This is a genomic window from Stenotrophomonas sp. SAM-B (genome assembly GCF_013387485.1).
Lineage (GTDB): Bacteria > Pseudomonadota > Gammaproteobacteria > Xanthomonadales > Xanthomonadaceae > Stenotrophomonas > Stenotrophomonas maltophilia_AA.
Window position 1 is genome coordinate 331450 of the sequence record NZ_JABBXB010000001.1, and the last position, 23305, is coordinate 354754.

Genomic DNA, 23305 nt, shown 5'->3' on the forward strand with positions numbered 1-23305 from the left:
ATCAGCGCTTCATCGAACCGAAGAACTCGTCGTTGGACTTGGTGTTCTTCATCTTGTCGAGCAGGAATTCCATCGCAGCCATTTCATCCATCGGATGCAGCAGCTTGCGCAGGATCCAGATCTTCTGCAGCAGTTCCGGTTCGATCAGCAGATCTTCGCGACGGGTACCCGAGCGGTTGATGTCGATCGCCGGGAACACGCGCTTTTCGGAGATGCGACGGCTCAGGTGCACTTCGCTGTTGCCGGTGCCCTTGAACTCTTCGTAGATCACCTCGTCCATCTTGCTGCCGGTATCGACCAGCGCGGTGGCGATGATGGTCAGGCTGCCGCCTTCCTCCACGTTGCGCGCGGCGCCGAAGAAGCGCTTCGGACGGTGCAGGGCGTTGGCGTCCACACCACCGGTGAGCACCTTGCCGGAGCTGGGCACCACGTTGTTGTAGGCACGCGCCAGGCGGGTGATCGAGTCGAGCAGGATCACCACGTCCTTCTTGTGCTCGACCAGGCGCTTGGCACGCTCGATCACCATTTCGGCGACCTGCACGTGACGGGCGGCCGGCTCGTCGAAGGTGGAGCTGATGACTTCGCCGCGCACGGTGCGCTGCATTTCCGTCACTTCTTCCGGGCGCTCATCGATCAGCAGGACGATCAGGTGCACGTCCGGATGATTGGTGGTGATCGCCGTCGCCACCTGCTGCATCATCATCGTCTTGCCGGCCTTGGGCTGGGAGACGATCAGCGAACGCTGACCCTTGCCCTGCGGTGCCATCAGATCGAGGATGCGGCCGGTGATGTCTTCGGACGAACCGTTGCCACGTTCCAGGGTGAAGCGCTTGCGCGGGAACAGCGGGGTCAGGTTCTCGAACAGCACCTTGTTCTTCGACGCTTCCAGCGGCTCACCATTGATGGTGTCCACGATCGACAGCGCGAAGTAACGCTCGCCGTCCTTCGGGAAGCGGATGCGGCCGGACAGATGATCGCCCGTCCGCAGGTTGAAGCGGCGGATCTGGCTGGGCGAAATGTAGGTATCGTCCGGGCCGGCCAGGTAGCTGGCTTCGGCCGCGCGCAGGAAGCCGAAGCCGTCCGGCAGGATTTCCAGCACACCGTCGGCGGCAACGCCGTCGCCATGGCGGGTCAGCACCTTGAGCAGGGCGAAGATCACGTCCTGCTTGCGGGCGCGGGCGACGCCTTCGGAAATCTGCAGCTGCTCGGCGATTTCCAGCAGCTTCTGCGCCGGCATGCGCTTGAGGTCGCTCAGCGAGTAGACCGGGAAGCCTTCGGGCACGTTGGCCTGCTGGCTGCGCACGAACGGCTGCTGTTCACCGTTGTCCTGCGGCATGCCATCGTCGTTGTAGCGATCGCCACCGCGGTTGCGGTCGCGGCGATTGCGGAAACGATCGCGGCGGTTGCCCTGGCCTTGACCTTGACCTTGACCCTGGTTCTGACCCTGCTGGTACGGGTTCTGCCCGCCCTGCGGGTTCTGGTTGCGGCCGTTCTGGTTGCGCTGGCCACCGTCGCCGGTGTCCTGCTGACCACCGCCCTGCGAGGGCGATGCGTCGCCACCGGCAGAAGCCGCCGGTGCCGATGCCTGCGGAGCTGCCGAAGAAGCGGCAGCCGGCGCCGGCGCGTCAGACGCGGCAGCCAGAGGCAGAGCGGGTTGTGAGGGGGGGGAACCTGCGTCGGCACCGGTGTTGGCGGCGGCCTTGGCGACGCGCGGCTTGCGCACGCGCTTCTCGGCGGGCGCGTCGGCGCTCCCGGGTTCGGAAGTAGTGATATCGGACAAGTGCTGGATTCCTCGCTAGAAGGTGCGAGCGCCCGGCAGGGCGGCGAACGTTGGGAAAGGATCTGGAAGGAAACTGCGTCCAGAAGATGCGGCGCGCGAATGCGGCCGGATATGCCGACACTAACACCGGCTCGCGGCGGCGCGCAAGCCGGGTGGGGCAGGGTCATTCATGCGGGCGACGGGCCCGCGTGGCAGCCGGACGGGCCGGCTGCCTGCTGCGATCAGGCCAGAGCCTTGTCGAGCATGCCGGCCAGCTGGGCCTTGCCGACGGCACCGATCTGCTGGGCCTGGACTTCGCCGTCCTTGAACACCAGCAGCATCGGGATCGAGCGCACGTGGTACTTGGCGGCCAGTTCGCGCTGTTCGTCGACGTTGACCTTGGCGATCTTGGCGCGGCCGTTGTAGGCGTCGGCCAGTTCGTCCAGCGCCGGGGCGATCATCTTGCAGGGACCACACCATTCGGCCCAGAAATCGACCAGCACCGGTTCCTTGGAATCCAGTACTGCGCTTTGGAAGTCAGCGGTGCTGACGTGTACAACCTTGTCGCTCATCTTGGTTTCTCGTCTGGTAATGCACCCGGCAGGGCCGGAGGAAGTTGAAGTTGGGCAACGCCACCCGGGCGTCACCCGCGTCTGGTGCCTCGTGGCCGCGGGCGGCCAGCGGTGCGTTCGGCGGATGCCTGGACGCTCACGGGGCGCAGTGTACCGCTATCGCCGTGACCGGACAGACGCTGGTTGGAAAGAAGCATCCCGTGATCGCCTACCTTCAGTGTCGCGACGATCCCCTTCGATATGCGGGGGCCTGGACCCCGGTTCCACCCCCGTCAGCGGGGCCGTTCAACCGGCGTCAGGCCCGGTGAATGCGGGGTGCAGATCACTGCCGGGGCGCTGGACCGTCCTGCAACGGCGCGCCGGGCGGGCATTCTCATCAGGTTGTGCGACGAACTATCCCGGTTTGGCGCCGACATTGCGCTAAACTGGGGCATTGTGCGGCGCCCTGGACCTGGAGTCCGGCCCCGCCAATCCCGGCGCAGGGGCCGTTTGCGACGGTGCCCCCCAAGATTGCAAGCCACCCCGCACCTCTGCCGGGATGGCCTTACCAAGACGGACTCATGAGCGACAAACCGCTGACCGATTTGACCTTCTCCACTTTCGACCTGCATCCGGCGCTCCAATCCGGGCTTGAAAGTGCTGGTTTCACCCGCTGCACCCCGATCCAGGCGCTGACCCTGCCGGTGGCACTGCCCGGTGGCGACGTCGCCGGCCAGGCCCAGACCGGTACCGGCAAGACCCTGGCGTTCCTGGTCGCGGTCGTGAACCGCCTGCTGACCCGCCCGGCGCTGGCCGACCGCAAGCCGGAAGATCCGCGCGCGCTGATCCTGGCCCCGACCCGTGAGCTGGCCATCCAGATCCACAAGGACGCGGTGAAGTTCGGTTCCGACCTCGGCCTGCGCTTCGCGCTGGTCTACGGTGGCGTGGACTACGACAAGCAGCGCGAGATCCTGCAGCAGGGCGTGGACGTGATCATCGCCACCCCGGGCCGCCTGATCGACTACGTCAAGCAGCACAAGGTGGTCTCGCTGCACGCCTGCGAAATCTGCGTGCTCGACGAAGCCGACCGCATGTTCGACCTGGGCTTCATCAAGGACATCCGCTTCCTGCTGCGCCGCATGCCCGAGCGCAGCACGCGCCAGACGCTGCTGTTCAGCGCCACGCTCAGCCATCGCGTGCTGGAGCTGGCCTACGAGCACATGAACGAGCCGCAGAAGCTGGTGGTGGAGAGCGAATCGATCACCGCCGCCCGCGTCCGCCAGCGCATCTACTTCCCGGCCGACGAAGAGAAGATCCCGCTGCTGCTGGGCCTGCTCTCGCGCAGCGAAGGCGCCCGCACGATGGTGTTCGTCAACACCAAGGTGTTCGTCGAGCGCGTCGCGCGTTCGCTGGAAAAGGCCGGCTATCGCGTCGGCGTGCTGTCCGGCGACGTGCCGCAGAAGAAGCGTGAGAGCCTGCTCAACCGCTTCCAGAAGGGCCAGCTGGAAATCCTGGTGGCCACCGATGTCGCCGCCCGCGGCCTGCACATCGATGGCATCAAGTACGTCTACAACTACGATCTGCCGTTCGATGCGGAAGACTACGTGCACCGCATCGGCCGCACCGCGCGCCTGGGCGAAGAGGGCGATGCGATCAGCTTCGCCTGCGAGCGCTATGCGATGGGCCTGCCGGACATCGAGGCCTACATCGAACAGAAGATCCCGGTCGAGCCGGTCACCAGCGAGATCCTGACCCCGATCCCGCGCGCGCCGCGCGCTCCGCTGCCGGAAGGCGAGGGCGATGCCGAGGGCGACGAGAATGAGAGCGTCGGCCAGATCTTCCGCGAAGCACGCGAAGCGCGTGCCGCCGAAGAGCAGCGCCGTGGCGGTGGCAGCAGCAGCCGTGGCGGCAAGCCGTCCGGTGGACGCGGCGAGCGCCGCGCCCCGGGTGAGCGCAGTGCCGATGGCAAGCCCCGCCGCGAGCGCAAGCCGCGCGTGGAAGGCGAGCAGCCGGTCGCCGCCGTCGATGCGGTCGATGCCGAGGCCAAGCCGCAGCTCGCGCCGACCGCCGCCCCGTCTGCCGAAGGCAGCCCGGCGGTGGAAGGTGAGCGCGCGCCGCGCAAGCGTCGTCGTCGTCGCCACGGCCGTCCGGTCGAGGGTGCCGAAGGCGCGGCAGCGACCGGCCCGGTGACCCCGGTGCAGGTGACCGCCAAGCCGATGCGCGGCACGCCGGCCGCCGACCCGGGCGCCTCGTTCCTGACCCGCCTGGGCCGCAAGATCCGCCGGATGCTGTCCGGTTCGTAAGACCGGACGCGCGACCCGCGATGCCTGGGGGGTGTAGCCCCCTTGGTAAGGGGGCGGTCGCGAAGCGACGGGGGATCGGGTGCTGATGAGAGGGGCCCACGGTTTGCGCAGCGAACCGTGGGGCGACAGCGCGAATGCGATGGCGCTTCCCCCGGCCAACGGTCGGCACCTACCGTCTGACACCCCACCTCCACGCCGCCACCCTCGTCCTGCATAATCAGGGGATGAGCGTCCTGCGTTTTGACAATGTCAGCAAACAATATGCCGGCGGCCACCAGGCACTGGTGGACGTCAGCTTCGATGTCGCCCCCGGGGAAATGCTGTTCGTCACCGGTCACTCCGGTGCGGGCAAGAGCACCCTGCTCAAGTTGATCCATCTCGACGAGCGGCCCAGCCGCGGCGCGGTGATCTTCGATGAGCGCAACCTGCTGAAGGTGCGCGGCGGCAGCATTCCGCGGCATCGGCGCGAGGTCGGTGCGGTCTACCAGGACCACCGCCTGCTGATGGACCGCAGCATCGCCGAGAACGTCGCCCTGCCGTTGATCCTGCGCGGCACCCGCCGCAACGAGATCGGCAAGCGCGTGCGCTCGGTGCTCGAGCGCATGGGCCTGGGCCACCGCGAGAAGGCGCTGCCCTCGCAGTTGTCGGCCGGTGAGCAGCAGCGCGTCGGCATCGCCCGTGCGATTGTCGGCGAGCCCAAGCTGCTGGTCGCCGACGAACCGACCGGCAATCTCGATCCCACACTGGCGGCGGAGATCATGGCCTTGTTCGCCGAGCTGCCCGACCGTGGCACCAGCGTACTGGTGGTCAGCCACGATCTGGCCCTGCTGCGACGCATGCGCAAGCGCGTGCTGATCCTGGACCACGGCCGCCTGGTCGATGACATCTCGCCGCAGGACCTGGCCGAATGAACGCACCGGTGACCAAAGAAACCGCCGCGCCCTCACGCCTGGGCGTGTGGCTGCACCATCACGGCCACAGCGTGGTCTTCAGCCTCGGCCGCGCGTGGCGCAAGCCGTGGGCGACGCTGCTCACGGTGATGGTCATGGCGCTGGCGCTGGCCCTGCCGCTGGGCCTGTCGATCGCGCTGGACAACCTCAAGCACTTCGCCGGCAGCGTGCAGCAGTCGCGCGACATCAATCTCTTCCTGAAGACCGACGCCGGTGCCGATGCGGCCCGCCAGGTGGCCGAGACCCTGCGCGGTCGCGCCGACGTGGCCAACGTCACCGTGCAGACGCCGGAGCAGGGGCTGGCCGAGCTGCGCGAGAGCGCCGGGCTCGGCGAAGCCATCGATGCACTGCATGACAATCCGCTGCCGACCCTGCTGATCGTGACCCCGGGCGAGGGCACCGATGACGCGCGCCTGGCGCAGTCGCTGGAGGGCCTGCCGCAGGCCGACCTGGTCCAGCACGATGCGCTGTGGCGCAAGCGCCTGGATGGCTGGCTCGGCTTCGGCACGCGCCTGGTGCAGGTGCTGTCGGTCCTGCTCGGCCTTGGTGCCGCGCTGGTGGTGGGCAATACGGTGCGGCTGGACATCCAGGCCCGCCGCGATGAGATCGGCGTGCTGCAGCTGCTCGGCGCCAGCGATGGCTTCATCCGTCGGCCCTTCCTGTATCTGGGCGCGTGGTACGGCCTGGGCGCCGGCGCGGTCGCTTTGGCATTGATCGGTGCGGCCGGGTTGGCCCTGCGCCCACCGCTGGCCGCGCTGTCGCAGAGTTATGGCAGTCCGTTCGTGCTGCATGGTCTGGATCTGCTGCATTCCTCGTTCGTGCTGCTCGGCACCGTGGTGCTGGGCTGGCTGGGCGCCTGGCTGGTGACGGGGCATTTCCTGCGCCAGACCCGTCCGACCGAAACCTGAGGCCCGCATGCGTCCGCAAGCCCTCAAGCACCTCGCCGACGACGCACCGCGCGTGATGGTCGTCGACGGCTCCAGGCTGGTCCGCAAGTTGATTGCCGATGTGCTGCAACGCGAACTGCCGGCGGTGGAGGTGGTGGGTTGCGCGAGCATCGCCGAGGCGCGTGCGGCGCTGGACGCCGGGCCCGTCAGTCTGGTCACCACCTCGCTCACCCTGAGCGATGGCGACGGGCTGGACCTGGCGCGCATCGTGCGTGACGCGGCGGGCCAGGCCTACGTGCCGGTGATCGTGGTGTCCGGCGACGCGCAGCAGCATCTGGAGCAGCGCCGCTTCACCGAGTACGTCACCGATTATTTCGACAAGGCGCTCGGGCACGAAGCACTGGCCACCTTCATCCGTGGCTATGTGCAGCCGGAGACGATTCCCGGCGCGACCATCCTCTACGTCGAAGACAGCCGCGTCGTCGCCGAAGCGACCAAGCGCATGCTCGAACGGCAGGGTTTGAACGTGCTGCATGTGTTGACCGCCGAAGATGCCTTCGCGCTGCTCACGGCCGAGTCGCTCGGCCGCAGCAGCCACCGCATCGACCTGGTACTCACCGATGTCACGCTCAAGGGCGAACTCAGTGGCCGTGATGTGGTGCAGCGCGTACGCGTGGATTTCGGCTACGGCAAGCGCCGCCTGCCGGTGCTGGTGATGACCGGTGACGGCAACCCGCACAATCAATCCGGCCTGCTCCAGGCCGGTGCCAACGATCTGGTGCAGAAACCGATCGAAGAGCGGCTGCTCATCACCAAGGTGCTGTTCCAGCTGCGCCTGTCCCGCCTCAACGACAAGCCTGTAGTGCGATGAATGACGATGTAGTGCCCAGCATCCAGCTCGAACCGAGCTGGAAGACGCGTATCGGTGATTACCTGCTGCGCCCGGACATGCGCGAACTCTCCGCGTTCCTGCGCCAGCGCAAGGCGGCCGGGGCGCAGGTGTTCCCGCCCGGCCCGCAGATCTTCGCCGCGTTCGATGCCACGCCCTTCGACCAGGTCAAGGTGGTCATCCTCGGCCAGGACCCGTATCACGGGCAGGGCCAGGCGCACGGCCTGAGTTTCTCGGTGATGCCGGGCGTACCGGTGCCGCCATCGCTGCTGAACATCTACAAGGAGATCGAGGCCGATCTGGGCATTCCGCGCCCCGACCATGGTTGCCTGCTGCCGTGGGCGCATCGTGGCGTGCTGCTGCTCAACGCGGTGCTGACCGTGGAAGCGGGCAACGCCGGCTCGCATCAGCGTCGCGGCTGGGAAGGCTTCACCGATCACGTCGTGGACACCCTGAACCGCGAGCGCGAAGGCCTGGTGTTCCTGCTGTGGGGCAGCTATGCGCAGCAGAAAGGCAAGGTCATCGATACCGGTCGGCATCGCGTGCTCAAGGCGCCGCATCCTTCGCCGCTGTCGGCGCATCGCGGTTTCCTGGGCTGCCGCCATTTCTCGATGACCAACGAGTACCTGCAGCGCCGCGGCCACGACCGCATCGACTGGTCGCTGCCGCCGCGCGCCGCGCTGGAGTCCGCGGGCTGATCACCCGCGGCCGTCCGCTACACGGCCAGCATCTCGATGATCGATTGCGCGACCTGCCGCTTGCGCGGTGGCAGCCGCCGCAGCAGCGACAGAATGTTGCCTTCCAGGTCATCGCGCACGTAGTCCTGTGCGGGCGCGGTCATCGTGAGTTCCTCCCCGCTGGCCTTGCACACCCCGCGGCCGGTGGCCAACCACTCGAAGCGCACCCGCGTACTGATGGCGATATGTGCCAGATGCGACACACTTGGATGGGTGCCCCCACGCCGTTCCCACTGCGCCACCGCGCTGCGCTTGACCCCGGTTTCCACCGCCAACTGCGTTTGTGACATCCCTGCGCTGGTGCGTGCTGCGCGAATTCGATCCGACATCGCCAACATGGGGTTCCCCTTTATCGTTCCTTGAACGGTGGATGGTTATCGATACTTACCGGGCAGTGATTCTTTTCCCACTCTGTACAGAATGACTTGCCGCCCCTGTCGCGCCGAACGCTCCACCGTGAAACTTCTGGCCGACAGTGAAACTTCCCCCTGCACGCACCGTGGCCGGTTTGACGGGTTCCCTGCGTGCACGTAGTTAATCCCTCAAGCCGGCCATGACGCGCCGGGACATCCAAAACATCGGAAGCAGGCCGATGCCCTGTCGATCATGGTCGGTACCCACCGGCCCGTGAAAGACCGCTTCGGCCAGGACGCAGGGGATGGCCGATGGATAAAGTTTCTGTTGTGAAGTTGGCGTTACGGCGATTCAGTTTGAGGGCTGTTTCGCTGTTATTTGTGATGTTGATCGCATTAAGTGCGGGTATTTCAACGGCCAGCGCACAATCGGCCTGCACGGCGGGCGCATGCGTGAGCGCCGGGCCGCGCCTGGCCTCGATCGATTCCACCCAGAGCCCCGTGCTCAATCTCCTGTTCGGCGCGCTGCTGCCCGGCACCACGGTCAACCTCAGCGTGGCCGACTGGAACAACCTGGCGGGCGCCAACATCAATCTCAACGCGCTGCTGACCCAGCTCAACGGCGGCGTGGTGGTGAGTGATCCCAGCCAGGTGCTCAACGCCAACATCACCTTGGGCCAGCTGCGTGCGGCGATGGTGCAGGTGCTGCAGGCCGACGGGCAGACTGCGGCAGCCAACGTGCTCAACGCGCTCCCGCTCGGTGCGGCCGGGGTGAGCGGCAACATCCGCCTGGCCGACATCCTGCAGATCGCGCTGCCCACCGGCTCGCTGGCGACGGTGCGGCTCAACGTGCTGGACCTGCTGACCGGTGGCATCCAGCTCTACAACTTCCGCAACGTCCTCACCACGCCGGCGCCGATCACCGTGGATACCGCTGCACTCGGCCTCAACGGCGTCGCCAACGTGCGCCTGTGGCTGCAGGTGGTCGAGCCGCCGGTCTATACCTGCGGCGCGGCGGGCGCGGCATTCCACAGCGCGGCGATCCGCATCAAGCTGGATCTGGACCTGGTGCAGGGGCTCAACACCGGCACGCTCTCGGCGGCGTTGAGCGGCCTGAATCTGCTGGGTGTCACGCTCTCCAACACCAGCATCACCGCCGATGTCCTGCATCTGCAGGTGTACGCCGATGTCGCGCGTGCCGAAGGCGCGATCTCGGCCATCAACCTGGTCGGCAACGCGGTCACCCTGCAGGCGCGGCCGGGCCTGGTGAATCTCTACGTCGGCCAGATCAGCGATGCCACGTTCTTCAACCGCAGCACCGTGCTGACCGACACCGCATTGACCGCGGCCACACTGACCTCGCTGAGCGTGCGCGTGCGGGTTTCGGCCAACGTGCTTGGCCTGCTCACGCCGGTGGCCGACATCACCATTCCGCTGACGGTCACCATCCGCAGTTTCGCCACTGCCACGCCCGGGCTGCAGAGCGCCAGTTTCACCGGCCCATACCCACAGACACGCACGCTGAGCGCCGGCACCGTCAGTGCGGCGACGATGGTCTCCACCCTGGTCAATTCGCTCAGCATCCAAGTCACCAGCGGCAATCCCACGGTCACCCTGCTGAGCGGCATCCCGTTGCCGCTGCCGGTGGCCGACCTGGTCAACGGCATCGTCAACACGCTGCTCACGCCGATCCGCACGCAGGTCAACGCGCTGGTCACGCCGGTGTTGACCGCGCTGCTCGGCGGCGTGGTCGACAATCTGCTGGCCCTGCTCGGCATCCGCATCGGCCAGGCGGTGTTCACCGTGGAAGGCATCACCCAGGCCTGTGCGGCGACGCTGCAGCTGGTCAAGGACCTGCAGCCGACCAGCGACACCGGGCGCTTCAATCTCTCCATCACCTACAACGGCAGTACCGTCGGCTCGGCCAGCAACGTCGGCAACAACGGCGCCACCGCCGCGGTGATCACCGTCCCCGGTGGCAGCTACGCGCTGGCCGAAGCCGCGGCGGCCGGCACCACGCTCGCCCGCTATGCCAGCACCTGGCAGTGCACCGACCAGAACAACACCGTGGTGTCCTCCGGCAGCGGCGGCAGCTTCACCCTGCAGGCACCGGCCATGACCGCCACTGCGGTCACCCTGGTGTGCCGGATCACGAACCGGACGCGGCAAGCGGACCTGTCGATCACCAAGACCGATGGCAGCGGCAGCTACACGCCGGGCGGCACCGCGACCTACACGTTGCTGGTCCGCAACGACGGCCCGGATGCGGTGACCAATGCCGTGGTCGCCGACAGCCTGCCCAACGGCACCACGCTGCGCGGCGCCTGGACCTGCAGCGCCACCAGCGGAAGCACCTGCGCCGCGGCGAGCGGCGGTGCCGTCGGCGGCAACGCGGTGAGCGTGGGGGTGAACCTGATCAACGGCGGGCAGGCCACGATCAGCGTACCGGTCAGCTTCAGCAGCAACCCGGGCGCGTACTAGCGCCCGGTGCAGCACGGCGTGTGGCGCGGGGTGACCCGTGCAGGGGATGGACAGGACCACTGTTTTCGAGGATGAGCGCATGGCAGCAACCGGCACAAACAGCAGGGCAGGGACGGCCTCGGCCTGCATCGCGCGCGCGGTGGCCCTGCTGGCGTTGCTGCTGCCGCCGCCGCTGCTGGCGCAGAGCTATCCCAACCCGCTCAACAACACCGCCACGGTGACGGCGCCGGCCGATGTCGGCGATCCCGCGCCCGGCAACAACAGCGCCATCGACAGCAATGCACTGGCCCTGCAGGCGCAGCTGAGCGTCACCAAGGCGCTGCTCAGTGCCACACCGGTCGCGGCCGGTGGAGCGGTGCAGTACCGCATCCAGGTCAACAACGCGGGCCCGTCCGCCGCCTCGGGCGTGGGCGTGGTCGATACCGTGTCCGCGCTGCTCACCAATGTCAGCTGGACCTGCCAGGCCACCACCGCCGCCTCGTCGTGCGCGCAGGCCACCGGCAGCGGCAATGCGATCAACGTGCAGGTCACTGTCGGCGTCAACGACAGCGTGGTGCTGCTGGTCACGGGCACGGCCCCGACCAGCACGCCGGCCACGGTGCCGGCCAACAGCGTCTCGCTGGTGCTGCCGGTAGGCACCACCGACCCGACCCCGGGGGACAACACCGCGACCACGCCGGCGGTGCCGGTGCAGGCCAACGCACTGGTGGCCAACAACGACACCTTTGCCACGGCGATCTCTTCGACCACGGGCGGCAGCACGCCCACCGTGCTCGGCAACGACACGCTCAACGGCGCCCCGGTGAACGGGCCCGACCTGATCATCGCGCTGCAGAGCGCACCGTCCGGCTTCACGATCAACAGCACAGGCGTGATCACCGTGCCCGCGGGTGCGGCCGCCGGGGCGACCACGCTGACCTACCAGATCTGCGAGAACGCCTCGCCGACCAACTGCGCCACCGCGACGGTGAGCCTCATCATCGGCCCGACCGCGGTGAACGACAGCTTCAACGCGACCGGTGGCGCGCCCTCGCTGACCGCTACCGTAGCCGCCAACGACAACGCGCCGACGGGCGCGGTGTTCACCGCCGTCGGCGTGCCGCCGGCCGGTCTGACGCTCAACGGCGACGGCAGCTTCACCTACGCGCCTGCCGGTGGCATCGCTGCGGCGACGTCCTTCCAGTACCAGGTCTGCCTGCCGGCACCGAACGGGACCGTCTGCAGCACGGCGACCGCCTCGATCGTGGTCAATGCGAACGCGCTGGTCGCCGTCGATGACACCTTCACCACGCCCCTTCCGCCCGGCACCGGCGGGCTGACCCCGAGCGTGCTCGGCAACGACACCTTCAACGGCGGCACCGTGCCGCAGGCGCAGGTCACGCTGAGTCTGGTCGGTGCACCGGCCGGTTTCGCGATCAATGCCAACGGCACTATCCAGGTGCCTGCCACCGCTGCGGCCGGCCCGTTGGCGCTGACCTACCGCTTCTGCGAGAACTCCCTGCCGGCCAACTGCGCCACGGCCACGGCGAATCTGATCGTCAGCCCGGACGCGGTCAACGATACGGTCACCACACCGGGCGGTGGACAGCCTGCGACCGGCACCCTGGCCGGCAACGACACCATCGCCAGTGGCTCCACCTACACGCTGGGGACCGCGCCGACCCGGGGCATCGCGGTGGTCAACGCCGATGGCACCTTCAGCTATACGCCGACCAACGCCAACACCGGACCGGACTCGTTCACGTACCAGGTGTGCCTGCCGACGCCGAACACGACGGTGTGCGACAGCGCGACCGTCAGCGTCAACGTGCAGGGCAACCAGATCGCCGCCGTGGACGATCTGTTCGTGACACCGCTGCAGCCGGGGAACACCACGAGCGTCAGCCTTCTCACCAACGACACGCTCAACGGCGCGGCGGTTGCGCCGGGCGCGGTTGCCCTCACGCTCAGCAATGCGCCGGCCGATTACGCCGTCGACGCCGGTGGGCAGGTGATTGTTCCCGCCAGCGCCGCCGCCGGTGCGGTGAATTTCAGCTATCAGATCTGCGAACTAGCCACCCCGGGCAACTGCGCCACCGCCAACGTACAGCTGGTGATCGCGCCGGATGCGGTGGACGACGTCTTCTCGGCCACGGCGGGCATCGCCTTGACCGGAACGGTTGCCGGCAACGACAACGTGCCGACCGGTGCGCAGTTCAGCGTGCTGGCGGTGGCCGCGCACGGCAGCGTCACGCTCGCCGCGGACGGCAGCTTCAGCTATACCGCCCAGGCGGCCTACACCGGGCCGGACAGTTTCCGTTACCAGGTGTGCCTGCCGGCACCGAACGGCAACGTGTGCGACAGCGCCACGGCCACGATCAACGTCAGCCCCGGTGCGATCGTCGCCACCAACGATGATTTCAGCAGCGCGCCGCTGACCAGCGCCGGTGGGCTCACCGCCAGCGTGCTGGGCAACGACACCCTCAACGGTGTTGCGATCCTTCCCGCGCAGGCCGCGCTCTCGCTGATCAACGCCCCTCCGGCCGGCTACACCCTCGATGCCGCCGGCCAGTTGCAGGTGCCTGCCGATGCCGCCGCCGGCCCGGTCACGCTGACCTATCAGCTGTGCCAGGCCGGTACCAGCAACTGTGCCACCGCCACCATCGTCGTCGTGATCGCGCCGGATGCGGTGGCGGATGCGTACACCACCCAGGTCGCCACGGCGCTCAGCGGCAATGTGTCGGTGAACGACAACACCGCGGCCGGCACCACCTTCGCGGTGACGGGCGCGACTCCGCCCGGCCTGGCGTTCAACGCCGATGGCAGCTTCATCTACACCCCGCCGGCGCAGTACACCGGCACCACCACGTTCAACTACCAGGCCTGCCTGGCCGCGCCGCTGGCGGGCGTCTGCGATACCGCCACGGTCACGCTCAACGTCAATGCCGGCACCCTGGTCGCCAATGACGATGATTTCCGCAGCGCGATCATCACGCCCACCACCGGCGGCACCACCAACAGCGTGCTGGCCAACGACACCATCAACGGTGCCATTCCGCCTGCGCCGGCCCAGGTGATCCTGAGCCTGGTCGGTGCGCCGGCCGGGTATGTACTCAACAGCAACGGCACGATCTCGGTGCCGGGCGGTGCAGCCTCCGGGGCGCTCGACTTCTCCTACCAGCTGTGCGAAGCGGCGCTGCCCGGCAACTGCGCCACGGCGGCGGTGCGCCTGCTGCTGGCGCCGGTGGCGGTCAACGATACCTTCAGCACACCGGTGGGCGTGGCGGTGACCGGCAACGTGGCCGGCAATGACAACGTGCCGGCGAACGCCGCCTTCAGCCTGAGTGGCACCGCGCCGACCGGGCTGGTGTTCAATCCGGATGGCGGCTTCACCTATACCCCGCCGGCCGGCACCCAGGGCGCGATCACCTTCGCCTACCAGGCCTGCCTGCCTGCGCCGGACAACGCGGTGTGTGCGGGCGCGACGGTCACCCTCAACGTCAATGCCGGCACCCTGATCGCCAATGACGATGATTTCCGGGGCGTCCCGATCGACCCCGAGCTCGGCGGCAGTACCGCTTCGGTCCTGGTCAATGACAGCCTCAACGGCACCGTGCCGCCCGCCTCCGCGGACGTGCTGCTCAGCCTGGTCGGTGCGCCGGCCGGGTATACGCTGGCTTCCGATGGCAGCGTGACGGTCGGCAGCGGCGTCCCGGCCGGCGCGGTCACGCTGACCTACCAGCTGTGCGAAGCGGCGTTGCCGGGCAACTGCGACTCGGCGCAGATCCGGCTGCTGGTGGCACCGTCCGCGCAGGCCGACGTGTTCTCCACGCCGGCCGGTCAATTGCTGGCGGGCAACGTCGGCAGCAACGACAACGCGCCGGCCGGTGCGGTGTTCTCCCTGACCACCCCGGCGCCGGCGGGACTGCAGTTCGGCCCGGACGGCACGTTCCAGTACACGCCGCCGGCCGGCTTCACCGGGCCGGTGACGTTCACCTACCAGGTCTGCCTGCCGGCGCCGGACACCGCCCAGTGCCGCACCGCCACGGCGACCATCAACGTCAACGCCGGCACGCTGCTGGCGCGCGATGACGACTTCAGTGCCGCGCCGCTCGCGCCCGGCGGCACCACCACGGTCAGCGTGCTGGCCAACGACGCGCTGGATGGCGTCACACCGCCGGCCCCTGCGAGCGTGCTGCTCAGCCTGGTCGGCGCCCCGGCCGGCTACGCGCTGGATGCCAATGGTCTGCTGCAGGTGCCGCCCACCGCGGTGGGCGGTGCTGCGGTGCTGACGTACCAGGTCTGCGAAGCGGCGCTGCCGGGCAACTGCGCCAGCGCCACGATCCGTCTGGTGGTCTCACCGTCGGCGAGTAACGATGTGTTCTCCACGCCGGCCGGGCAAGCGCTCAACGGCGCCGTGGGGGACAACGACAACGTGCCACCGGGCGCGCTGTTCACCGTCACCGGCACCGCGCCGGCCGGCCTGGTGTTCAGCGGCAGCGGCAGCTTCACCTATACCCCGCCGGTCGGCACCACCGGCGCGGTCACGTTCGACTACCAGGTCTGCCTGCCGGCGCCCAACGCCACGCTGTGCGCGAATGCCAGCGCCACCATCACCGTCAACGCAGGCACGCTCGCCGCCAATCCGGATGACTTCAGCACGACCCCGATCAACCCGGTCACCGGCGGCAGCACCCCCTCGGTGCTGGCCAACGATGCGCTCAACGGCAGCACTCCGCCGGCGGCAGCCGATGTGCTGCTGTCGTTGCAGGGCGCGCCGGCCGGGCTGGCCATCACCGCCGAAGGTGCGGTGACGGTGGCACCGGGCACGCCGGCAGGCGTGAAGAATCTGACCTACCAGCTCTGTGAAGCAGCGGCGCCATCCAACTGCGCCATCGCCACCGCACGCGTGGTGGTCGCGCCGTCCGCCGTGGACGATGCGTTGTCCACGCCCTCGGGCCAGGTGCTGAACGGCTCGGTGGCCAGCAACGACAATGTGCCGGTGGGCGCCCAGTTCACCGTGCTCAACATCCCGCCGGACGGTCTGGTGCTCGCGGCCGACGGCACCTTCAGCTATACGCCCCCGGTCGGCTTCAGTGGCGCAATCCCGTTCACCTACCAGGTCTGCCTGCCGGCACCGGACGCAGGCGTCTGCGCGACGGCCAGCGTCACCCTCAACGTCAACAGCGGCACGCTGGTGGCGGTCGACGACAGCTTCGCCACGCCGCTCGCCCCCGGTACCGCCTCGCCGTCCGTGCTGGTCAACGACACACTCAATGCGGCCACGCCGCTGCCTGCCGAGGTCGTGCTGTCGCTGATCGGCGCGCCGACCGGTTTCGCCATCGCTGCCGATGGCACGGTCACGGTCGCCGCCGGGACCGCCGCCGGCGCCACCACGCTCACGTACCAGATCTGCGAAGCCGCTGCGTCGTCCAACTGTGCCACCGCCGGTATCGCGCTGGTGGTGGCGCCTGCGCCGGTCAACGATGCGTTCGCCGTGCAGGCGGGCCAGACGATCAATGGCGTGGTCTCGGGCAACGACAACATGCCCATCGGGTCGCTCTACACCGTGCCGGGCGCACTGCCGTCTGGTGTGACCTTCAATGCCGACGGCAGCTTCAGCTACACGCCGCCGGCCGGCACCACCAGCCCGACCAGCTTCACCTACCAGGCCTGCCTGCCGGCGCCGAACGCGGCCGTCTGCGGCACCGCCACGGTCACGCTCAACATCAACAACGGCGCCCTGGTCGCGGCCGACGACAGCTTCGGTGCGATCGCGCCGGGCGCTGCCACGCCCAGCGTGTTGAACAACGATGCGCTCAACGGCGTCAGCCCGGTACCGGCCGCCAGCGTCTCGCTGAGCCTGGTCGGCGCGCCGGCCGGATTCACGATCAACCCCAACGGCACGGTCTCGGTGGCGGGCAATGCGCCTACCGGCGCGACCACGCTGAGCTACCAGATCTGCGAAACCGCCGCGGCGAACAACTGCGCCACCGCGAGCATCGCGCTGGTGGTGCGTCCGGCCCCCGTCGATGATGCGATCGCCGTGCAGGCCGGCCAGCCCAACAGCGGCAACGTGTCGGGCAATGACAACATGCCGGCGGGCTCGACCTGGAGCGTGGCCGCGCCGCCCCAGGGGCTGGTGTTCAACAGCAACGGCAGCTTCACCTATACGCCGCCGGCCGGCACTGTAGGCCCGGTCACGTTCGCCTACCAGGCCTGCCTGCCCGCACCGGATGCCGCCCTCTGCGGCACCGCCACGGCCACCTTGACCATCGCCGTCAACGCCGTGGTCGCCAACGACGATACCTTCGCTGCGCCGCTCACCGGTGGCTCCGCCACGCCCAGCGTGCTGGCCAACGATTCGCTCAATGGCGTCAGCCCGCCGGCCGCGGCGACGGTGCAGCTGCTGCTGCTCGGTGCACCGGCCGGCTTCGTGATCAACAACGATGGCACCGTGCAGATTCCCGTCGGCGCCGCCGCCGGTGCCACGACGCTGACCTATCAGCTGTGCGAAGCCGCATCGCCGACCAACTGCGCCACCGCCGCGATCCGCATCGTGGTCACGCCGGCGCCGCAGAACGATGCCTTCTCCGTGCCGGCCGGTGGCACGCTCGTCAACGGCAGCGTCGCCGCCAACGACAGCATGCCTGCCGGGTCCACCTGGACCGTGCAGGGCACGCCGCCGAACGGGCTGCTGTTCAATGGCGACGGCACCTTCAGCTACACGCCGCCGGTGGGCACCACCGGTGCGGTGACCTTCACCTATCAGACCTGCCTGCCCGCACCCAACGCCGGTGTCTGTGGCACGGCGACGGTCACGCTCAACGTCAATCTGGGCACGTTGGCGGCCGCCGACGATAGCTTTACCAACATCGCGCCGGGTACCGCCACGCCCAGCGTACTCGGCAACGATGCGCTCAACGGCGTCAGTCCGCCGGTGCCGGCCACCGTGCAGCTGAGCCTGGTCGGTGCACCGCCCGGTTACAGCGTCGCCCCGGATGGCACGATCAACGTGCCGACCGGTGTTGTCGCCGGCGCGACCACGCTGACCTACCAGATCTGCGAAACCGCCGCGCCGTCCAATTGCGATACCGCCACGGTTGCGCTGGTGATCCGTCCGGCACCGCAGAACGACGCCTATGCGGTGCAGGCCGGTGGCACGATCAGCAACGGCAACGTCGCGGCGAACGATGGCATGCCGGCCGGCGCGAGCTGGACCGTGCAGGGCGCGCCTCCGGCGGGCCTCGTGTTCAATGTCGATGGCACGTTCACCTATACCCCGCCGCTCGGCACCACCGGTCCGGTCACCTTCACCTACCAGACCTGTCTGCCGGCCCCGAACGCGGCACTGTGCGCGACCGCCACGGTGACGCTCAACGTCAACACCGGCACCCTGGCCGCCGCCGATGACACGCTCACCGGCGTGCTGCCCGGCGCGACCACGGCCGGCAGCGTGCTGGCCAATGACAGCCTCAACGGCACCTCGCCGCCGACCGCGACGGATGTGCTGCTGAGCCTGGTCGGTGCACCGGCCGGCTTCACGATCAATCCGGACGGCACGATCAGCGTCGGTGGCGGGGTGACCGCCGGCCCGACCACGCTCACCTATCAGATCTGCGAAGCCGCTGCATCGAACAACTGCGATACCGCCAGCGTCACCGTGGTGGTGACGCCGCTGCCGCAGAACGATGCCTTCAGCGTGCAGCTGGGGCAGACGCTGGGCAACAGCGTGGCGAGCAACGACAACCTGCCGCCCGGCGCCAGCTGGACACTGCAGGGCACGCCGCCGGCCGGCCTGACCTTCAATGCCGATGGCTCGTTCACCTATACCCCGCCGGGTGGCACCACCGGGCCGGTGAACTTCACCTACCAGGCCTGCCTGCCGGCGCCGAACACGACCCTGTGCGGCACCGCCACGGTCACCCTCACCATCACCACCGGTGCGCTGCTGGCCGGCAATGACACCTTCAGTGGCATCGCCCCGGGCACCACGTCGGCCGCCAGCGTGCTGGCCAATGACAGCCTCAACGGCGTCTCGCCGCCGGCCGCGGCCAGCGTCGTGCTGAGCCTGGTGGGCGCGCCCGCCGGCTTCGCGATCACGCCCAGCGGCACCATCAGCGTCGCCACCGGCACGATGGCAGGCGCGACCACGCTCACCTACCAGATCTGCGAAGCCGCCGCGCCAGGCAACTGCGCCACGGCCACGGTGACAGTGATCGTCAGTCCCACGCCGCAGAACGATGCCTTCTCGGTGCAGGCCGGGCAGAGTCTGGGCAACAGTGTGGCGACCAATGACAGCCTGCCGCCGGGGTCCACCTGGGCGATCCAGGGCATGCCGCCCGCCGGGCTTGCGTTCAACGCCGATGGCAGCTTCACCTATACGCCGCCGATCGGCACGCCCAGCCCGGTGACCTTCGTTTACAGCGCGTGCCTGCCAGCACCGAATAGCAGCCTGTGCGGCACGGCCACGGTCACCCTCAACGTCAACAACGGCACGCTCACCGCCGGCGATGACACGCTCACCGGCGTGCTGCCCGGTGCGACCACGGGCGGCAGCGTGCTCGCCAACGACAGCCTCAACGGTGTCTCGCCGCCGGCGCCCGCCGATGTGGTGCTGAGCCTGGTCGGCGCGCCGGGTGGCTTCACCCTCTCGCCGGACGGCACGATCAGCGTGGGCACCGGTGTGGTGTCCGGTCCGACCACGATCACCTACCAGATCTGCGAAGCGGCGGCGCCGGCCAACTGCGATACCGCCAGCGTCACCGTGGTCGTCACCCCGGCACCGCAGAACGATGCCTTCGCAGTGCAGGCCGGACAGACGTTGGGCAACACTGTCGCCGCCAACGACAACACGCCGCCGGGTGCGGTGTTCACCCTGCAGGACACTGCGCCGGCGGGCCTGGCCTTCAACCCCGACGGCACGTTCACCTATACCCCGGCCGCGGGCGTGACCGGCCCGGTCAGCGTCGCCTACCAGGTATGCCTGCCGGCGCCGAACGGCAGCCTGTGCGGCCGCGCGATCCTCACCATCAACGTCAACAACGGCCTGCTGGTGGCCGGCGATGACACGCTCACCGGCGTCGCACCCGGAACCACCTCCAGTGGCAGCGTACTGGCCAACGACAGCCTCAATGGTGTCTCGCCGCCGGCAGCGGCGGATGTACTGCTGAGCCTGGTCGGCGCACCGGCCGGTTTCAGCATCACGCCGACCGGCACGATCACGGTGGCCAGTGGCACGACCTCCGGTGCCACGACGATCACCTACCAGATCTGCGAAGCCGCCGCGCCGGGCAACTGCGATACCGCCAGCGTCACCGTGGTGGTCAGCCCCGCCCCGCAGAACGACGCGTTCTCGGTGCAGGTCGGGCAGACCCTGAGCAACAGCGTGGCCAGCAACGACGCCATGCCCGCCGGTGCGCTCTACACCGTGCAGGGCACGCCGCCGCCCGGCCTGACCCTGGCCAGCAATGGTGGCTTCACCTATACGCCGCCGGCAGGTACGCCGAGTCCGGTCAGCTTCACCTACCAGACCTGCCTGCCTGCGCCGTACGCCACGACCTGCGCCACCGCTGCGGTGACGATCAACATCAACACCGGCACGCTGGTGGCCGGTGATGACGTGCTCACCGGCCTCGTACCGGGCACCACCTCCTCGCTCAGCGTGCTGGCCAACGATCAGCTCAACGGCGTCAGCCCGCCGCCGGAGGCAGCGGTGCAGCTCAGCCTGATCGGCGCACCGGCCGGTGTCAGCATCAACCCGGCCGGCACGATCAGCATCGGCAGCGGGGTCACCGCCGGCGCCACCGTGGTGACCTACCAGATCTGCGAAGCCGCCGCACTGGCCAACTGCACCACCGCCACGGTCACCGTGGTGGTGACCCCGGTCCCGCAGAACGACAGCTTCACCGTGCCTGCCGGGCTTCCGCTCACGGCCAACGTCGGCGCCAATGACAATGTCGTCGCCGGTGCGCTCTACACCCTCACCAGCGGCGCATTGCCGGGCCTGGTGTTCAATGCCGATGGCAGCTTCAGCTACACCCCGCCGTCGGGCACGCCGGGGCCGGTGAGCTTCAGCTACCGGGTCTGCCTGCCTGCGCCGTACACCGCGCAATGTGGCGACGCCACCGTGACGCTCACCTTGTCCGGCTCGGCCAACGTCGTGCTCGCGGTCAACGACGACTTCACCGGCACCCCGGTCGATCCGGCCGTGGGCGGCACCATCGCCCGCTCGGTCGTGGAGAACGACAGCTTCAACAACGTTTCGCCGCCGCCGCTGGGCAGCGTCGTGGCCAGCCTGACCGGCAGCACGCCGGGCTACACGATGAACAACCAGGGCCAGATCATGGTCGCGGCGGGTGTGCAGCCCGGCCAGGTGCAACTGGCCTACCAGCTGTGCGAGAACGGCGTGCCGACCAACTGCACCACCGCGATCGCCACGGTGCGGGTGCAGGGCCCCGTCGGTGCGCTGCTGGCGGTGGACGACAGCGGCGGCCCGATCGGTCCGTCCGGCCGCCCGCGCCTGTTCAATGTGTTCACCAACGATACGTTCAACACCGCGCCGCTGGATCCGGCCCAGGTGAGCTTCGCACCGGTCGCCACCAACGCCCTGGCCTTCAGCGCCGATGGCTGGGTGGATGTGGCTGCCGGGCTGGCGCCGGGCAGCTATGGCACCACGTACACGATCTGCCTGCTCAACCAGCCGACCGTCTGCGATACCGCAAACGTCACCGTCACCGTCATCGCCGGCGATCCAGGCGTGGATGCTGAAGACGACCGGGTGGAAATCCCGCAGGACGGCGTGATCGAGATCGACGTGCTCGGCAACGACCGCGTCAACGGCACGCCGATCGATCCGGACACCGTCACCGTGACCATCACCGCGCCGCCGCCGTATGGCACGGCCACGGTGCTGCCGCGTGCCCGCATCCGCTTCGCCGCGCTGGCCAACTTCTCCGGCGAGCAGACCTTCGACTACCAGGTCTGCGAGGTGGCGAATCCGGCGATGTGTGCCGGTGCCACGGTCACGGTCATGGTCGAGCCGAACGTGCTCACCCTGGCTGACGATGCCGTCACCGCGGAGAGCAGTGCGCCGCTGGCGATCAACGTGCTGGCCAACGACAGTGCGCGTACCGCGCCACTGGATCCGGCGTCGCTGCAGGTCGCGGTGGCGCCCACGCACGGCAGCGTGCAGTGCGCCAACGGCGTCTGCACCTATACGCCGGCGGCCAACTTCGCCGGCACCGACAGCTTCCGCTACCGGGTCTGCGATGTGTCCCTCCCGACACCACTGTGCGCCGAAGCGAATGTCGCGGTCACCGTGGCCGGCCAGCAGGCCGTACTGCGCCTGACCAAGGTGGCCGGCAAGCGCAGCGCGCAGATCGGGGACCTGGTGCGCTACACCGTCACCATCGACAATGTCGGCGAGGTGGATGCCAACGGTGCCACCCTGCTCGATACGCTGCCGCCGGGCTTCACCTTCGTGCGCGGCGGATTCGCGGTGCTCGATGCCGACAACGACGCACGCACCAGCGGCGTGCAGCCGCTGCGCATCGACGGCATCGACGTGGCCGCGGGGGAGCGTGCCACGGTGGTGTACTACCTGCGCGTCGGCGCCGGGACCGGCACGGGGGTGCACACCAACCGCATCACCGCCATCGACGGCGAGAACCGCACGATCGGCAACGTGGCCTCGGCCGAGGTGGAGATCACCACCGATCCGCTGCTCGATGAGAGCCTGATCGTCGGCAGCGTGTTCGACGACCGCAACGGCAACGGCATCCAGGATGACGGTGAGCGCGGCATTCCCGGCGTGCGCATCGCAGCGGTGGAAGGCCTGCTGATGGAAACCGATGCCTTAGGCCGCTATCACCTGGTCGGGATTCCGGGCGGCGAAGCGCGCGGGCGCAACTTCATCCTCAAGGTGGATCCGTCCACGTTGCCGGCCGGCGCGCGCTTCACCACGCCCAACCCGCTGGTCCGCCGCATCACCCCCGGGCTGCCGGTGCGCTTCGACTTCGGCGTGCGCATGCCCGAGGGTGCGCTGAGCACCGCACCGCCGACAGCGCCCACCGCATCGCGACCCGCGCGCATCGAGCTGGGCGAGGCCCTGTTCCCGACGGGCAGCGCGCAGCTGGGGGCCGACCGCGCACCGGTGATCGCAACGGCCGCGCAGGCCCTGGTGGCGCGTGGCGGCGGACGGCTGCAGCTCACCGCGCCCGCCGGCCAGGCAGACCTTGCACGGCAACGTGCACAGGCGTTGCGGGCAGCCCTGCGACCGCAGCTGCCGGCGCCGGTCGCCGCGGTGACGACGATCGAGGTGCTGGACGCCGATGGGCGCGTGCTGCAGCGCCTGCGCCTGGATGATCCCCCCGAGCCTGCCAGTCCCGGTCGCGCGACCGGGGAGGGGCGCTGAC

General features: G+C 68.8%; 10 protein-coding genes. 7 read left to right on the forward strand and 3 right to left on the reverse strand.

All coding sequences use genetic code 11. The features are described from left to right. Position 1: 1 nt before the first annotated feature. Both rho and trxA read right to left on the reverse strand, forming a co-directional pair. Positions 2–1780: a transcription termination factor Rho gene (gene rho / locus HH110_RS01435; RefSeq protein ID WP_176987991.1), complete on the reverse strand. Its 1779-nt coding sequence runs from the start codon at positions 1778–1780 to the stop codon at positions 2–4. 221 nt (positions 1781–2001) lie between these two features. After that, the gene (trxA, locus tag HH110_RS01440; protein WP_176987992.1) at positions 2002–2331 is read right to left on the reverse strand and encodes a thioredoxin; all 330 of its coding nucleotides are present in this window, start codon (positions 2329–2331) and stop codon (positions 2002–2004) included. 560 nt (positions 2332–2891) lie between these two features. On the opposite strand from trxA, the gene rhlB reads away from it, so the two are divergent. The 5 genes from rhlB (at position 2892) to ung (ending at position 8037) form a co-directional block, all read left to right on the forward strand. Continuing rightward, positions 2892–4613 (forward strand): ATP-dependent RNA helicase RhlB, encoded by a 1722-nt coding sequence (rhlB, locus tag HH110_RS01445; RefSeq protein ID WP_176987993.1) that lies wholly within the window; start codon positions 2892–2894, stop codon positions 4611–4613. Between the two features lie 224 nt (positions 4614–4837). Next, the gene (ftsE, locus tag HH110_RS01450; protein ID WP_019183511.1) at positions 4838–5524 is read left to right on the forward strand and encodes a cell division ATP-binding protein FtsE; all 687 of its coding nucleotides are present in this window, start codon (positions 4838–4840) and stop codon (positions 5522–5524) included. Continuing rightward, on the forward strand, positions 5521–6471 hold the full coding sequence (gene ftsX / locus HH110_RS01455; protein WP_176987994.1) for a permease-like cell division protein FtsX: 951 nt from the start codon (positions 5521–5523) through the stop codon (positions 6469–6471). Before ftsE ends, ftsX begins: the two co-directional genes overlap by 4 nt. Before the next feature lie 7 nt (positions 6472–6478). Further along, entirely contained in the window at positions 6479–7321 is an 843-nt protein-coding gene (locus HH110_RS01460) for a response regulator (RefSeq protein WP_176987995.1), read from the forward strand. Next, entirely contained in the window at positions 7318–8037 is a 720-nt protein-coding gene (gene ung / locus HH110_RS01465) for a uracil-DNA glycosylase (RefSeq protein WP_176987996.1), read from the forward strand. Before HH110_RS01460 ends, ung begins: the two co-directional genes overlap by 4 nt. Positions 8038–8054: 17 nt before the next feature. On the opposite strand, the gene HH110_RS01470 is transcribed toward ung, so the two are convergent. Next, entirely contained in the window at positions 8055–8414 is a 360-nt protein-coding gene (locus tag HH110_RS01470) for a helix-turn-helix domain-containing protein (RefSeq protein WP_176987997.1), read from the reverse strand. A 468-nt stretch (positions 8415–8882) separates the two neighbouring features. On the opposite strand from HH110_RS01470, the gene HH110_RS19550 reads away from it, so the two are divergent. Together HH110_RS19550 and HH110_RS01480 are read left to right on the forward strand one after the other, a co-directional pair. Then, the gene (locus HH110_RS19550; RefSeq protein ID WP_176987998.1) at positions 8883–10910 is read left to right on the forward strand and encodes a DUF11 domain-containing protein; all 2028 of its coding nucleotides are present in this window, start codon (positions 8883–8885) and stop codon (positions 10908–10910) included. 79 nt (positions 10911–10989) lie between these two features. Further along, positions 10990–23304: an Ig-like domain-containing protein gene (locus HH110_RS01480; RefSeq protein WP_176987999.1), complete on the forward strand. Its 12315-nt coding sequence runs from the start codon at positions 10990–10992 to the stop codon at positions 23302–23304. The last annotated feature ends 1 nt before the right edge of the window (position 23305 follow it).

Bases quoted from the DNA above. Each gene is read 5' to 3' on its own strand.
- trxA (WP_176987992.1), bottom strand. From the start codon at position 2,331: ATGAGCGACAAGGTTGTACACGTCAGCACCGCTGACTTCCAAAGCGCA.
- rhlB (WP_176987993.1), top strand. From the start codon at position 2,892: ATGAGCGACAAACCGCTGACCGATTTGACCTTCTCCACTTTCGACCTG.
- ftsE (WP_019183511.1), top strand. From the start codon at position 4,838: ATGAGCGTCCTGCGTTTTGACAATGTCAGCAAACAATATGCCGGCGGC.
- ftsX (WP_176987994.1), top strand. From the start codon at position 5,521: ATGAACGCACCGGTGACCAAAGAAACCGCCGCGCCCTCACGCCTGGGC.
- HH110_RS01460 (WP_176987995.1), top strand. From the start codon at position 6,479: ATGCGTCCGCAAGCCCTCAAGCACCTCGCCGACGACGCACCGCGCGTG.
- ung (WP_176987996.1), top strand. From the start codon at position 7,318: ATGAATGACGATGTAGTGCCCAGCATCCAGCTCGAACCGAGCTGGAAG.
- HH110_RS01470 (WP_176987997.1), bottom strand. From the start codon at position 8,414: ATGTTGGCGATGTCGGATCGAATTCGCGCAGCACGCACCAGCGCAGGG.
- HH110_RS01480 (WP_176987999.1), top strand. From the start codon at position 10,990: ATGGCAGCAACCGGCACAAACAGCAGGGCAGGGACGGCCTCGGCCTGC.